The sequence below is a fragment of the Pedobacter sp. GW460-11-11-14-TSB4 genome, assembly GCF_059423705.1.
Genome location: NZ_JBWKYI010000001.1, coordinates 247,986 through 262,265, shown reverse-complemented (window position 1 = coordinate 262,265; position 14,280 = coordinate 247,986). Strand labels below are relative to the sequence as shown.

Below are 14,280 nucleotides of genomic sequence, written 5' to 3'. Positions count from 1 at the left end.
TGATTGAATAATTTAACTTCTAATGGTAACTGGCATCATCAATTATGTATAGCGCTGGCTCATCACAAAATTGAGTGTTTTTTTTCTTTCGAAGATCAATTTCGATTATTACAGATCGATCATCAATTAGTCGTTCACCTGGTAGATTTAAACAATCAATTCAGCCCGCAAGATCTTCTAAAGCTTCAGGAAAAACATCACCACGAAGGCATTAAACTTATTCATCTTTGGGAAGACCTCTGGCAATCAAAACCAGATCAGGTTTTAGCGAGAATAAAATCTTTGCTTGGCCAAAACATCCGTATTCACGGGAGAAAAACCAAAGTATCTAAAATTACCAAACCAGTTTCCGATTCTTTTTTAATTGAAAATCATTTGCAGGGATCAGTCAGTAGCCGCTATAAAATTGGTTTATTTGAAAAGAATGAACTCGTGGCTGTTGCTACTTTTTCGGCACTGCGCAAAATGAACCATACCGAAAATTACAGATCGGCAGAATTGATCAGGTTTGCTGTTAAAGCTGGTTATTCTATTACAGGAGGATTAAGTAAACTGATTTCCTTTTTCGCGGAAACCTATAAACCCAATGACCTGATGACTTACGCAGATCGCGATTGGTCGGCAGGTGGAGCTTATATCAAATTAGGTTTTAAGCAAACAGCAATGCTGGAACCTCAGGTTTATGTTCTGGATGGAAATCTAAATCGTCAGCTTAAAAAAGACCATCAGGTTTTAGCAACCGAGGTGTTTAATACAGGAAGTTTAAAGTTTATTCTCAAGTTCTAATGGATCAGCACAATCTCATCATCATTTTAGGTGCAACGGCATCAGGCAAAACGAAACTGGCGGTAAGCGTAGCGGAAGCTTTAAATGGAGAAATTATCAGTGCTGATAGCCGCCAGATATTTAAACGCATGGATATCGGTACCGGCAAAGATTTGCAGGAATACCATATTAACGGCAAAACCATTCCTTATCATTTAATCGATATTTTAGAACCTGGCGAACGTTATCACGTAGACGCTTTTAAAAACGATTTCTACCAGGCCTTTGCATCTATAACAGCAAAAGGCAAAATCCCCATCCTTTGTGGCGGAACTGGAATGTACATCCATAGCCTTTTGCAAAATCAAACTTTTACGGCTATTCCCGTAAATCAACAATTAAGAGATCAGTTAAATCTATTATCTAAAGAAGAGTTGATTTCAAAAATGCATGGTGATAAAAGCCAGAACAGCGATCATGTCGATCTTTCCTCAAAAAAGAGATTAATCCGTGCATTGGAAATAGCAGATTATTTGAAGCATAATAAGCTGGAAACTGTAGAGCGGCCCAAAATTAAACCCATTATTTTTGGCCTTAAGAATGAAGTAGAAGTAACCAGGGCTAAAATTCTATCGAGACTGGATGAAAGATTTAAAGCTGGTTTAATTGATGAGGTAGCGCAATTGCTAAAGGATGGTATTAGTAAAGAAATATTGGTTTTCTACGGACTGGAATATAAATTCATCGTTAATTACCTCGATGGCCTATTCACTTTTGAAGAATTAAGGCTAAAGCTCGGCATTGCTATTTGCCAATATGCCAAACGGCAAAATACATTTTTAAGGAAAATGGAAAAGGACAGTGTTGAGATCATCTGGCTTGATGCATCAGCACCGGTAAACCATTTACAACAGCTAATTCTCCAAAAAGTTTCAGTTATCCAAAATTAACTTTTATTGGTCATCAAAACGTTTGATTCTAGCTAAAATAGCATCAAAAACGCCCTTTTGGCACAACCTTTGTGTTTGTTGAAACATATTAGTTTAACTCAAAAACAATAACCTTAAAAATGAAAACAATTACTAAAATTATTGCTACTTCAGCAGCTGTCGTGGCACTTTTCTTTTCTACAAATGCTAACGCGCAATCTTCTCAAAAATTAGGAATAGGAATTATTGGTGGTATACCTACTAGTGACGGATACAATGTAGCACTTGGTGCAGATTTACGTTATCAGTTTGATATCGATAAACAATTATCAATCCCAGTAACTGCTGGTTATACCCGTTTCCTGGCTAAAGATATTACTGTAGGTAATGTGACTTATGATGGAGTAGACTTTGGATATATTCCTGTAAAAGCTGGTGTGAAATACTTTTTTGATGCATCAGGTTCTGGAATTTATGGTTTAGCAGAACTGGGTGCTGGTTTCGGTACAAACGAAGGTAGCAAAACTTCTTTTGTGTATTCACCAGCTGTTGGTTACGCCTGGAGTAATGGTTTAGATTTAGGCCTGAAATATGAAGGTTTAGCTCAGAATGGAACTAGCACAGGATATGTTGGTTTACGTTTAGCATACGGATTTAGCCTGTAAGGTTAATCAGAGATGATATTGAAAGCCCCGACCACTTGGTCGGGGCTTTTTTATTTCACAACATTCTGAAAAAAATGAAAATTTAAAAATCTACCATTGATATTTTAACGTATATAAACTAAACCCTTAATTAATAACTTAAAATATCTAAAATGAAAACAATTACTAAACTTTTTGCAACGACATTAACGGCCCTTGCAATTTTAACCACTTCAAATTTAAAGGCACAAACAATGGGTTCTACCGAACCAATGTCATCAGGAAGCGGTATGGCATTTAAAATCGGCGTAGGTGTAAACGGTGGAATATTTCCAGACCGTTCGGAAATGGATTATGGATATGGCGCCGATGTAAAACTTCAGTATGATTTAAGTCCATTCGTAGCCGTAACAGCTTCTGGCGGTTATACCCGTTTAAAATGGAAAGGTAGTCCGCTTAAATTCGAATTTATTCCATTATTAGGTGGTGTCCGGGTATTCCCGATTGAAAGGATGTACCTTGCTACTGAACTTGGTTCAGGTTTGGCCATAAAAGAAGGTGCGAATATGAATTTTATCTATACCGGAGGTTTAGGTTATGAATGGAAAAACGGTCTCGATCTTGGTGTAAAATACGAAGGTTATGTAAACAATAGCGCTTCTGATCTTTACTTCATGAAAACCGGACAATTTAACCTGAGGTTAGCTTATAATTTTAAATTATAATTAAAACATCATATAATTTAAAGTCCCGATGAAAATCGGGACTTTTTTATTTATTTACCTTTTTATTTGCTATTTTGAGCCGAAAACCAAATACAATGAAAAGAATATTCGGAATAGCAATTCTCACCACATTGATGGCCTGTAATCAGGCTGATCAAAAAACATCAGAAGCAAAAGACTCCATCAAAACTGATTCTGCATCGGTTAAAAATGAGATTTCGATAAAAGACGAAAAGAAGCTGGCCATATTTACACAATATGTAGATTTAAAAAATGCGCTGGTCAAATCTGATGCCGGAAGTGCACAAAAATCTGCTGCTGTATTAAAAAATAGTTTAGCTGCCTACGAAGGCTGCGAACCTACCGCCGATATTGCCGGAAAAATTGCAGAGAGCAGTAATCTGGTTTCACAAAGAAAAGATTTTACCGTTTTAAGTGCTGATTTAATTGCTTTACTTAAAAATGCAGAAATAGAAAAAGGCACCATCTATGTTCAACATTGCCCAATGGCTAACAAAGGAAACGGAGGTGATTGGTTATCAACCGAAAAGGAAATTAAAAACCCTTATTATGGTAACGAAATGTTAGCATGCGGTAGGGTTGCTGAAGAGATTAAAGCAAAATAGGTCTTCAAACCTGGTTTAATTAAGCATGATTGTTACGTCATTTTGACCAATTATTCATATTAATTTAACAGATTTGTTATGCATGTATATTAATTTTATATAATTTAGAAAGCTATAAACACAATACAATAATATGTCAGATATTGCAGAGATAAAAGTTGATGGTAAGACAGTAGAATTGCCAGTAATTACAGGAACAGAAGATGAAAAGGCCATTGATATTTCGAAATTAAGAGATCTTACGGGCTTCGTAACTTTAGATACTGGTTTTAAAAATACTGGTTCTACAAAAAGTAAAATCACTTTTTTAGATGGTGAAAAAGGCATTTTAAAATACAGGGGATATTCTATTGAAGAGCTTGCCGCAAAATCGAGTTTTTTAGAAGTAATTTATCTGATTATTTATGGTGATCTTCCAACGCAAGCTCAATTAGAAGGATTGCAAGCCGAGATCAGCAAGCATACACTCATTCATGAGGATATGAAGAAATTTTTTGATGGTTACCCATCAAGATCTCATCCAATGGGCCAGTTAGGTTCCCTGATCTTCTCATTGTCTACATTCTACCCTGAGTGCTTAAAACCAAATCAAACCGCAGAAGAACAAGATTTAACCATCATTAAACTTTTGGCTAAATTCCCAACCATTGTTTCTTTCGTTTATAAAAAATCATTAGGTCATCCACTTATTTATCCAAAAAATAAATACGATTATGTAACCAATTTTCTTTGGATGACTTTTGGACAACGTACAGAAGATTACGATGTAAATCCGATTGTTGTTAATGCCATGAATAAACTGCTTATTCTGCATGCAGATCACGAGCAAAACTGTTCAGCATCTACCGTTCGTATAGTAGGTTCGTCTGACTGTAATTTATATGCTTCAATTGCTGCTGGTATCGCTGCACTTTGGGGGCCGCTACATGGTGGTGCTAACCAGGCAGTAATCGATATGCTGGAGCTAATTAAAGCAGATGGTGGTGATACTGAAAAGTGGATTGCAAAAGCGAAAGACAAAAACGATCCATTCCGCATGATGGGTTTTGGTCACCGTGTTTACAAAAACTTCGATCCAAGAGCGAAAATCATTAAAAAAGCATGTGATGATATCTTAGAGAACTTAGGCATTGATGATCCGATTTTAGAAATTGCCAAGAAACTAGAAGAAGCAGCTTTAACTGATCAATATTTCATCGATCGTAAGTTATATCCAAATGTAGATTTCTATTCAGGTATTATTTACCGCGCATTAGGCTTCCCATCTGAAATGTTTACGGTTCTGTTTGCATTAGGCCGTTTACCTGGATGGATTGCACAATGGAAAGAAATGCACGAAAACAAAGAACCGATAGGTCGTCCACGCCAGATTTATGTAGGCGAAACCGATAGAGAATTTGTTGAGCTTAAAGACAGAAAATAATTTCACTAAACATAAAAAAAACCACTCGATAGTATCGGGTGGTTTTTTTATGGGGTTAACTCTTTAACAATCGTCACCCTGATGAATTTATTGTACGATCGTCATCCTGAGTTTAACTCAGGATCTTCCCTCCATGATAGATGCTGAAACAAGTTCAGCATGACGATCTAGTTATGTAGCCACGTAATAAATCAGGTTTACCATGACCATTTCAGATACATTAAATGCGATCCAGTACATCACAAAGATCCAGAACATTTTAAATATAATACTGGAAGGTTTACGTTGGTAAAACACTTTTAACGCATTGTACATGTACCAGCATATCCAAACCACCACACCAAATTGAATAATATTGGTAATAATGGCACTGTTGCCAAAAACATGCTTAACCAATGGGTTTGTAAAAATCTGCACAATAAAATAGGCAGTCATACCGTGAATGGTAAAAATCAGGTGGTTTAAATAATAAATATGATTTTTCCTGAAATTCCACATGATGAACAGCGCCAATAGCGGCATCAATAAGAAATACTGTTTTGGGCGGTTATGTTCTAAGGTTTCCTGAATGACTTCAGATTTTTCACCTATATTGATCGCCCGCTTTTTGATTAACCGCTCATACCAGCTATCCTGATCGGCTGGTGGTAATTTTTTCTGTCTGTTTAAATAAGCAGCATAAGTACTATCGTTCCTTTCAATATGAATCTCGTTAAAATCTTCGATCAGGTCATTAATAGAATCCGATTTGAGGGTGGTATTTTCTGTTTTAAGTCTATTTAACTCTTTCTCCTGGTCAGCAAAACCAAGTTTTACAAATTCTTTTTTCTTGATTGCTTTATTAATCGATGTTGTCGCCTTATTTGCAATCTCTTTAGATATTCCTGTAAGTTTCAGTGCCTTGTTTACACTATCGGTAACATTTTCACTCCTTTTATTTTCAATCGTGATGCCGTTTTCATGTTTTTCCTTTGTTTTATGTTTTGGCGAATACACCACCAAAAAATATACGATGGAAACAAAGATGTACATACTCACCGGATTAATATAGCGGGCCCTTTTGCCGGCTAAATAATCGAGCGTAACCTTTCCGGGTTTTGTTAAAAGAGGAGAGAGGGTTTGAAAAAATTTATTGTCGAAATGAAAGTAATGCGCAATACTGTGGCTGATAAAAGCCCAGAAACTTTCTTTTAACTCTAGGTTCGGCTGACCGCAATCGCTACAATAATGTTTCTCAACATGAGCACCGCAGTTTAAACAATTGTGTTCTTTTCTATACTTACCAGCTGACATGGAATAAATTATAAATGGTTAATGGCTTCTACTTCTGCCCGTGTATGTTTGTGTTTAAATATGACAACAAAAACTATCGCAATAACCAATACATAAATGGTGAAAGATAGCCAGATGTTGTGCCAGTCTTTTACATCTAAAGCCCTGCTTAAATTTCCATTCTCTAACACGCTGATTCCTTTGTTTTTCAAAAACTGCAGCAAATGCTTATTGTCTGCTTCGCTCTTTACATATTTAGATAACGAATCGATACTGCTATAATAGGTCGTAAAATATTTATTAATCATCCAACCTGATACTAAACTTCCAAACACAGCGCCGAAACCGTTAGTCATCATCATAAATAAACCTTGTGCAGATGAACGTGTTTTTGGTGTAGTTGATGTTTCGACGAACAATGACCCCGAAATATTAAAGAAATCGAATGCCATACCGTATACAATACAAGAAGTGATGATCATCCATAAATTGGTAGATGGATCGCCAAAAGCAAATAAGCCAAAACGTAATACCCAGGCAAACATGGCAATTGCAATTACCCATTTAATCCCAAATCTTTTCAAAAAGAATGGAATAGCCAGAATAAACAATGTTTCTGATATTTGAGAGATGGATAAAATAATGGTAGAATATCGGATGACAAAAGATTCGGCAAAAACAGGAAATAATTTAAATTCATCTAAAAATACATCACCATAAGCATTTGTTAATTGTAATGCAGCTCCTAAAAACATAGAGAAGATAAAAAACAATGCCATTTTGTAGTCGGCAAACAGCTTGAAAGATTCTAAGCCCAGTTTCTGTGCGAATGTTTTTTTCTCACTAATGAGGTTCAAAGGCTTACAGGCGGGAAGGGTAAAAGAGTATAATCCCAGCATTAAGGCACTGACACCTGCAATGTAGAACTGATTCGCACTTGCTTTATTACCCGTTAAATTGGTAAGCCACATGGCAGCAATAAAACCAACCGTTCCCCATACACGAATGGGTGGAAAGTTTTTCACTACATCGAAATTGCCGTTTTTTAACGTTGTGTAGCTAATGGAATTACTTAATGCAATGGTTGGCATGTAAAAACACATGGCTACCAGTATTACCCAAAAGAAAGTGTGTGGATCTTCTACCTGAGGAAGATAGAACATGGTGGCGGCATAAAGAATATGTAAGATTGCATATAACCTTTCAGCATTGATCCATTTATCTGCAAGAATACCTGTTATGGTTGGCATAAATAACGATGCAATGCCCATGGTAGAGAAAATTATCCCAAAATCTGCACCATCCCATTGTTTGGTTCCAAACCAATAATTTGCAATCGTAATTAACCAGGCAGCCCATACAAAGAATTGCATGAAACTCATTATAGTTAAGCGAAACTTAACGTTCATAATAATAGTTTAGTTTGAATGATTGAAAGTAAAAGCTGAATATAGAACTATTTTAAATGATAATCCAAAATGAACCTAAATTATTTTAAACAATTTGGTTCATCTTAGAATTTAGCTTTTATAGAGTGGATTTGAGAAGAAAATTCAGACAAATTTAGACCAGATAAACATTTTATCAGCATCAATGCTATGATGTTCCGCGTTTATTGAGCTCATCTCTTAATCTTGCGGCCTTTTCATAGGCTTCATCGGCAATAGCTTCCTGTAATTTTTGTTGAAGCTCTTCTAATGTTAAATCACCATAACCTTGTTGCTGGGTTGAGGTTGGCAAGCTATCTGCTTCGGGTTCCTTTGCAATAGAATCCATGTTTTCGAGAAAAAGAAAGTCATTGCCTTCGATTACGATTCCGGCGGAAGCTAAAATAAATTCGTAGGTATAAATCATGGCATTAAACCGAACAGCCAAAGCAATAGCATCAGATGTTCTGGCGTCAACTTCATGTGTATTTTTACCATCACTACAAATCAGCTTTGCATAAAAAACACCATCAACCAGGTTATATATGATAATTTCCTGGATATTGATATGAAAAGTATCAGCCATTGATTTAAACAAATCATGTGTTAATGGCCTACTAGGAGTCATTTTCTCAATTTCTATAGCAATGGCCTGCGCTTCAAAAGCACCAATAATAATCGGTAAGCGGCGGCGTCCATTTACTTCTCCTAAAACAAGGGCATAAGCACCAGATTGAGTCTGGCTGTAAGATAAACCTACAATATCTAATTTAACTTTTTTCATATTTGTCGATGTCATGTTGAGCTTGTCGAAACATTTAATTTAATCCTTCGACAGGCTCAGGATGACAAAAATTATCCCTTATGTGCTTTTAATGCTTCAATTAATTTTGGTACCACCTCAAAAGCATCTCCAACAATACCATAATCGGCCACTTTAAAGAAAGGTGCTTCCGGATCTTTGTTGATTACGACAATCACTTTTGAAGAACTCACACCAGCCAAATGCTGGATCGCGCCAGAAATACCGATTGCAATGTAAAGGTTAGGACTAATGGCAATACCGGTTTGACCAACGTGCTCTGAGTGTGGTCTCCAGTCTGCATCCGATACGGGTTTAGAGCATGCTGTAGCTGCACCTAACAAACCAGCCAATTCTTCAATCATTCCCCAGTTTTCTGGTCCTTTTAAACCTCTACCGGCCGAAACCACCAATTCTGCATCAGGTAATGACACTTTATCTGTTGCCCTAACAATCTCTTTAATAACAGTTCCTAAATCTGATTGTTTAACATCAGCGGTAAAAACTTCTATTGCTGCATCAGTAGCATTTTCTTTAACACCAAATGCATTTGGGTTTAACGCGATTACTTTATTGGCCGATGTTAATTCGGTAATGGCAAATGCTTTACCTGAAAAAGCGGTTTTTTTAACCGAAAATTTACCATCATTACTCGGTAACTCAACTGCACCGTCAGCTAAACCTGCCTTAAGTTTTACTGCAATACGTGGAGCTAAACCTTTGCCAGAGAAAGAGTTAGATAAAACCACAATATCGGCACCTTCTTTTTCCGCTGCTGCTGCAATAACACTTGCATAAGCCTGGTTTACGAAAGTTTTTAACTGATCGGAACTCACGTTTAATACTTTGGATGCACCGTATTTACCCAATTCCTTTAATTCGCTATCAGCTACGTCGCCAATAGAAATTGCGGTTAACTGAGTTGATTGTTGATCGGCAATGGCTTTGGCATAAGATACGGCTTCAAATACAGATTTCTTAAATTTTCCCTCAGCTTGTTCTACATATACTAATACTGACATATATTTACCCCTAAATCCCCTGAAGGGGACTTTTTATTTTATAATGAAATTAATTCTATTTATTATCTCTTTATTATTAAACAACTGGAAATTGAAAATTGCCAACTACTTATATCACTTTAGCTTCGCTGTGAAGTAAACTAATTAACGATTCTGTTTGGTCGGCAGGAATTAATTTTACCGTTCCGCGAGGAGCAGGGGTTTCGTATTTGGTTACTTTGGTTACTTCTTCAATAGCAACGGCATCTACTACCACCAATGGTTTTGTTCTGGCGCTCATGATACCACGCATATTCGGAATTTTTGGTTCTGCTACGCCTTCGGCACAACTTGCAACCAACTTACCTGAAACCGTTAAAACTTCTTTACCACCTTCAATTTCTCTTTCAATTGTTGCTGTATCGCCATCAACATCTAATTTTTTAATAATAGATACTGAAGGGATGTCTAAAAATTCGCCAACCATAGCGGCAACCTGATTACCATTATAATCAATAGACTCGCGACCAGTTAAAATTAGATTGAAATCTTTATCTTTTGCATATTCTGCTAGCTGTTTTGCCACGAAATAAGCATCTCTCGGTGCCGCATTAACCCTAACTGCATCATCTGCACCAATTGCAAGCGCTTTTCTGATGGTAGGATCGTTACCCGCTTCGCCGACATTAATAACGGTTACTGTTCCTTTACCGCCTTCGGTCAACTCAATTGCCCTTGATAAAGCGATTTCATCGTATGGATTAACAATATATTGCACTCCTGACGTATTGAATTCGGTATTATCATTAGTAAAAGTTATTTTTGTCGTTGTGTCTGGCACATTACTGATACAAACTAATATTTTCATATGTTAATAGTGGTTTTTATTGCTATGACGTTATCAAGCTGAATTGATTAGCTCATGATAATTTCATATGTTATATGTTTATTATATAAGGTCTTTCTGCAAATTTAATTAAAAAAGCAAGGAAATAAAATGTCATCAACCCGTTTAAGTAAGTTATTAGAATTTTTAGAAAGTGATCCCAACGATCCTTTTATACTATATGCCTTAGCCACAGAGTATAACGCACAAAATGATAAGGAAAAGGCTTATTCTTTTTACCTTCAGTTAACGGATAAACATCCCGATTATGTTGGCACCTATTACCATTTAGGTAAATTACTCGAAAAAGACGATCAAAAAGAAAAGGCTATCGCCATTTATCAGCAAGGTATGCAGGTAGCACGCAACAAAAGAGACATGCACGCTTTTTCTGAATTACAGGGTGCATATAATACAGCGGCTGGATTAGATTATGAAGACGATTAAACCCCAAACCCCTGAAGGGGCTTTTAGTTTATTATTATAAATGCAAACAAAACCTATTGCTGCAAAAAGACAGTGGTTATTTATTAGAAACGTAATCTTTTTCACCTTTACTTCCTTTGGAGGGGCGCAGGCACATCTGGCGCTATTGCTTAAATACTTTGTTCAGAGCACAAAATTTATCTCAGAAGAGGAGCTTTTAGAGTTAAATGCATTGGCACAGGTACTCCCAGGACCAGCATCTACGCAAACCCTGGTTGGGATAGCCTGGAAGGTTGGAAAACTTAAACTGGCTATTATCACTTTCCTGATCTGGATTTTACCCACAGCAACTATAATGACTTTTGCTGCAATCAGTTATGCCCTGCTCGATCAAAAACAAAAGTTCAATGATGTTTTAGAGTATATCCAGCCAATTGCACTGGGTATTGTAGCTTACGGCGCCTGGAAACTTGGCAAAAAGGTTTTATCCTCGCAGGTTTCCATATTCCTGGCCATTGCTTCGGTTATTGCTACGCTAGTTTTAAGAAATGCTTATGTGTTTCCATTGTCAATATTAATAGGAGGAATGATCTCTTCGGCTATCGAAACACCAAAAGAGGAAGCAGAGCTAAGGGTTAAACTTTTTTCAAATATCAACCCTAAAAAACTAGTTTACTTTTTGGGTGCTTTACTTTTGTTTGCCTTAGTAGGCGCAATTATAAACAGAACATCGCCCTTTAGTTTGCCGATCCGTTTACTCGAAAACTTTTACCGTAACGGAATATTGGTTTTCGGAGGGGGACAGGTACTTGTTCCGCTGATGTTTACCGAGTTTGTAGAGATGAAACATTATTTACCTTCATCCGGATTTTTATCAGGTTTTGCATTACAACAAGCTTTACCTGGTCCAACATTTTCTTTCACCAGCTATTTAGGTGCATTAAGCATGAAGAATTTTGGATACGGATTATGGGGGCAAATTTTAGGCGGATTAATCGGGGTAATTGGTATCAATTTACCTGGACTAATCCTCGTTTTATTTATTGTACCATTTTGGGATGATCTGAAAAAGATCTCCCGCATCCGTCATAGCCTTTCCGGAATCAATGCCGTTAGTGTTGGATTTATTATCGCCGCTTTTGTACTGCTGTTAATACCCATGGGCTTTAACTGGATATTTTTGGGAATTATGCTTGCCACATTTCTGCTGCTTAATTTCACAAAAATAAGCCCGCCGGTTATTGTGTTGGCAGGTATCCTGATCGGATATTTATTTTAGTAAAAACAGATGAAGGTTTTGAATCTTAACTAAAATTTGAAAAGCAATTGCAGTAAATTATAGCTTAATGCAGTCCCGCTATCACTGCTGCTCCGATGAAACCTGTGAAACAAGCAAGCACACAATAAAAATAAAATATACAGTGCTTAAATCGGGAGCATTCGTTTTATCGGGTTTAGATTGCCTGGTTACCTGCTGCCAGGATCAGCTTTTCGTGCCAGCGCCCATTTTTAGTTCTGATTGTTGAAATCTTTACTTGTCATCCTGAGCGGAGTGGGAGGCCAAAAAGCTAAACCTTGCGCTTAAATGAAATACTTTTTATACAGCATTAGGATTTATCAATACCTAAAACGGTGGATCATCATCATTATAATCGTCCATTTTTGAAGGACGGATAATCACATTGCTTTGTTTTTCAAAATCCTGAGATGGATACATTCCCGCAGAAGGATCAGCAGCAAATGAATTTGGTGGCGCATTAAAGTCGTCTTCCAGATCCTGGAATTTCACAAATTTACCTACGAATTTAAGCGGTACGATCCCGGTTTCACCATTACGGTGTTTTGCAATGATAACCTCACCAATACCCGCCTGCGACCTTCCTTGTTCATCTTCAGTAATACCGTAATATTCAGGACGGTACAAGAACAATACCATATCCGCATCCTGCTCAATAGATCCCGACTCACGTAAATCGGATAACATTGGTCGCTTTCCTTGTAAACCAGGTCTGCTCTCTACCGCACGACTTAACTGCGATAGTGCCAGCACCGGAACGTCAAGTTCTTTTGCAACTGATTTTAGTGCCCTTGAAATACTACCAATTTCCTGCTCACGGTTACCGCCTCCTTTTCCTTCGCCTTTACCATGCATTAACTGCAAGTAATCGACAATTACCAATTGAATATCGTATTGCGATTTTAATCGTCTGCATTTTGCCCTGAACTCGAAAATATTTAGCGCAGGTGTATCATCAATTAACAGGGGAGCTTCAGTTAAACGGCCAATTTTACTGTGTAACTGCTGCCATTCCCATTCCTGTAAATTTCCTTTTCTGATTTTTTCCTGTTCAATTTCTGCTTCTCCAGAAATTAAACGATTCACCAACTGAACTGACGACATCTCTAGTGAGAATACCACTGTTGGCTTTGCAAAATCGACGGTGGCGTTTCTTGCGCAGGTTAGTACGAAAGCCGTTTTTCCCATCGCCGGACGTGCAGCAATAATCACTAAATCCTGCTTTTGCCAGCCACCAGTTATTCTGTCTAATCCTGTAAAACCTGTTGGCACACCGGTTAAACCATCGGTTTTGGTACGAAGCTCTTCTAATGTGGCTAACGATTGTTTAATGATATCGTCCATTTTCTGTGTATCTCTACGCAGGTTATTCTGGGCGATTTCAAAAAGTCCTTTTTCTGCCTGATCTAAGAGATCGAAAATATCAGTTGTATCTTCGTAGGCATTTGTAATGATTTCGGTAGAGATCCTAATTAACTCACGCTGAATATATTTCTGAGAAATAATACGTGCGTGGAACTCGATATTCGCTGCTGAAGCAACTCTATTGGTTAAATTGGTAATGTAATAAGCGCCACCAACTATTTCTAAAGTGCCTAATGTACGCAGTTCGGCTGTTACGGTTAAAATATCAACCGGTCGCGATTTCTGAAATAGGATATGAATGGCTTCAAAAATTTTCTGATGGGCAATGTTATAAAAAACCTCTGGTTTCAAAACATCAATTACAGCAGAAAGCGCATCTTTTTCGAGCATTAATGCCCCAAGAACTGCTTCCTCAAGATCTAACGCCTGAGGGGGGATTTTCCCTTGTGAACTTATGGTATTACTTAACCTGCTTTTTCTAGCAGTCATACTGTTCTTTCCGCCTTGTTCATTATCGATACTCATTCCACAAAAGTAATCAAATTTTGATGCGGTTGCTCGAATTAGTTACTAGCTGTTTGTTAACAAATTGAAGCATAATCAGATTAAATTTTATTGGATTTATGATGCCATATAAATTTTTAAACAATTAAATGTTAATAAGGAGCACATTGTTTAGGGCTAAAACATTT

General features: G+C 37.2%; 14 protein-coding genes. 8 read left to right on the top strand and 6 right to left on the bottom strand.

The genetic code is table 11. The features are described 5' to 3' along the window. Positions 1–3 precede the first annotated feature (3 nt). The 6 genes from AC07YT_RS01250 (at position 4) to AC07YT_RS01225 (ending at position 5,112) form a co-directional block, all read left to right on the top strand. Positions 4–786 carry a PDDEXK family nuclease gene (locus tag AC07YT_RS01250; RefSeq protein WP_086546236.1) on the top strand — a complete coding sequence of 261 codons (783 nt, stop codon included), beginning with the start codon at positions 4–6 and terminating at the stop codon, positions 784–786. Then, positions 786–1,715 (top strand): tRNA (adenosine(37)-N6)-dimethylallyltransferase MiaA, encoded by a 930-nt coding sequence (gene miaA, locus AC07YT_RS01245; RefSeq protein WP_086546238.1) that lies wholly within the window; start codon positions 786–788, stop codon positions 1,713–1,715. Before AC07YT_RS01250 ends, miaA begins: the two co-directional genes overlap by 1 nt. A gap of 119 nt (positions 1,716–1,834) precedes the next feature. Continuing rightward, on the top strand, positions 1,835–2,359 hold the full coding sequence (locus AC07YT_RS01240; RefSeq protein WP_086546240.1) for a hypothetical protein: 525 nt from the start codon (positions 1,835–1,837) through the stop codon (positions 2,357–2,359). 152 nt (positions 2,360–2,511) lie between these two features. Next, on the top strand, positions 2,512–3,063 hold the full coding sequence (locus AC07YT_RS01235) for a hypothetical protein (RefSeq protein WP_086546242.1): 552 nt from the start codon (positions 2,512–2,514) through the stop codon (positions 3,061–3,063). A 95-nt stretch (positions 3,064–3,158) separates the two neighbouring features. After that, positions 3,159–3,689 carry a DUF3347 domain-containing protein gene (locus AC07YT_RS01230; protein ID WP_086546244.1) on the top strand — a complete coding sequence of 177 codons (531 nt, stop codon included), beginning with the start codon at positions 3,159–3,161 and terminating at the stop codon, positions 3,687–3,689. A 133-nt stretch (positions 3,690–3,822) separates the two neighbouring features. Continuing rightward, positions 3,823–5,112 (top strand): citrate synthase, encoded by a 1,290-nt coding sequence (locus AC07YT_RS01225; protein ID WP_086546246.1) that lies wholly within the window; start codon positions 3,823–3,825, stop codon positions 5,110–5,112. 171 nt (positions 5,113–5,283) lie between these two features. Here AC07YT_RS01225 and AC07YT_RS01220 read toward each other — a convergent pair whose 3' ends face one another. From AC07YT_RS01220 to AC07YT_RS01200, 5 genes are all read right to left on the bottom strand, one after another. Further along, the gene (locus AC07YT_RS01220; protein ID WP_086546248.1) at positions 5,284–6,405 is read right to left on the bottom strand and encodes a DUF3667 domain-containing protein; all 1,122 of its coding nucleotides are present in this window, start codon (positions 6,403–6,405) and stop codon (positions 5,284–5,286) included. 8 nt (positions 6,406–6,413) lie between these two features. Beyond that, positions 6,414–7,793: a nucleoside permease gene (locus AC07YT_RS01215; RefSeq protein ID WP_086546250.1), complete on the bottom strand. Its 1,380-nt coding sequence runs from the start codon at positions 7,791–7,793 to the stop codon at positions 6,414–6,416. A 187-nt stretch (positions 7,794–7,980) separates the two neighbouring features. Continuing rightward, positions 7,981–8,595 carry a bifunctional nuclease family protein gene (locus tag AC07YT_RS01210; RefSeq protein WP_086546252.1) on the bottom strand — a complete coding sequence of 205 codons (615 nt, stop codon included), beginning with the start codon at positions 8,593–8,595 and terminating at the stop codon, positions 7,981–7,983. 71 nt (positions 8,596–8,666) lie between these two features. Continuing rightward, entirely contained in the window at positions 8,667–9,635 is a 969-nt protein-coding gene (locus tag AC07YT_RS01205; protein WP_086546254.1) for an electron transfer flavoprotein subunit alpha/FixB family protein, read from the bottom strand. Positions 9,636–9,744: 109 nt separating this feature from the next. After that, complete coding sequence (locus AC07YT_RS01200) at positions 9,745–10,482, bottom strand: electron transfer flavoprotein subunit beta/FixA family protein (RefSeq protein ID WP_086546256.1); 738 nt, start codon at positions 10,480–10,482, stop codon at positions 9,745–9,747. 129 nt (positions 10,483–10,611) lie between these two features. Here AC07YT_RS01200 and AC07YT_RS01195 point away from each other — a divergent pair, with 129 nt between their 5' ends. Together AC07YT_RS01195 and chrA are read left to right on the top strand one after the other, a co-directional pair. Next, the gene (locus AC07YT_RS01195; protein ID WP_086546258.1) at positions 10,612–10,947 is read left to right on the top strand and encodes a tetratricopeptide repeat protein; all 336 of its coding nucleotides are present in this window, start codon (positions 10,612–10,614) and stop codon (positions 10,945–10,947) included. Positions 10,948–10,987: 40 nt separating this feature from the next. After that, on the top strand, positions 10,988–12,205 hold the full coding sequence (gene chrA, locus AC07YT_RS01190; protein WP_086546260.1) for a chromate efflux transporter: 1,218 nt from the start codon (positions 10,988–10,990) through the stop codon (positions 12,203–12,205). 345 nt (positions 12,206–12,550) lie between these two features. Here the strand turns inward: chrA and dnaB are convergent, their stop codons facing one another. Next, positions 12,551–14,113 (bottom strand): replicative DNA helicase, encoded by a 1,563-nt coding sequence (gene dnaB, locus AC07YT_RS01185; RefSeq protein WP_086546262.1) that lies wholly within the window; start codon positions 14,111–14,113, stop codon positions 12,551–12,553. Positions 14,114–14,280 lie beyond the last annotated feature (167 nt).

Coding starts and splice junctions, on each gene's coding strand:
- AC07YT_RS01210 (WP_086546252.1), bottom strand. CDS start 8,595: ATGAAAAAAGTTAAATTAGATATTGTAGGTTTATCTTACAGCCAGACT.
- chrA (WP_086546260.1), top strand. CDS start 10,988: ATGCAAACAAAACCTATTGCTGCAAAAAGACAGTGGTTATTTATTAGA.
- AC07YT_RS01235 (WP_086546242.1), top strand. CDS start 2,512: ATGAAAACAATTACTAAACTTTTTGCAACGACATTAACGGCCCTTGCA.
- dnaB (WP_086546262.1), bottom strand. CDS start 14,113: ATGAGTATCGATAATGAACAAGGCGGAAAGAACAGTATGACTGCTAGA.
- AC07YT_RS01240 (WP_086546240.1), top strand. CDS start 1,835: ATGAAAACAATTACTAAAATTATTGCTACTTCAGCAGCTGTCGTGGCA.
- AC07YT_RS01215 (WP_086546250.1), bottom strand. CDS start 7,793: ATGAACGTTAAGTTTCGCTTAACTATAATGAGTTTCATGCAATTCTTT.
- AC07YT_RS01220 (WP_086546248.1), bottom strand. CDS start 6,405: ATGTCAGCTGGTAAGTATAGAAAAGAACACAATTGTTTAAACTGCGGT.
- AC07YT_RS01195 (WP_086546258.1), top strand. CDS start 10,612: ATGTCATCAACCCGTTTAAGTAAGTTATTAGAATTTTTAGAAAGTGAT.
- AC07YT_RS01200 (WP_086546256.1), bottom strand. CDS start 10,482: ATGAAAATATTAGTTTGTATCAGTAATGTGCCAGACACAACGACAAAA.
- AC07YT_RS01225 (WP_086546246.1), top strand. CDS start 3,823: ATGTCAGATATTGCAGAGATAAAAGTTGATGGTAAGACAGTAGAATTG.
- miaA (WP_086546238.1), top strand. CDS start 786: ATGGATCAGCACAATCTCATCATCATTTTAGGTGCAACGGCATCAGGC.
- AC07YT_RS01230 (WP_086546244.1), top strand. CDS start 3,159: ATGAAAAGAATATTCGGAATAGCAATTCTCACCACATTGATGGCCTGT.
- AC07YT_RS01205 (WP_086546254.1), bottom strand. CDS start 9,635: ATGTCAGTATTAGTATATGTAGAACAAGCTGAGGGAAAATTTAAGAAA.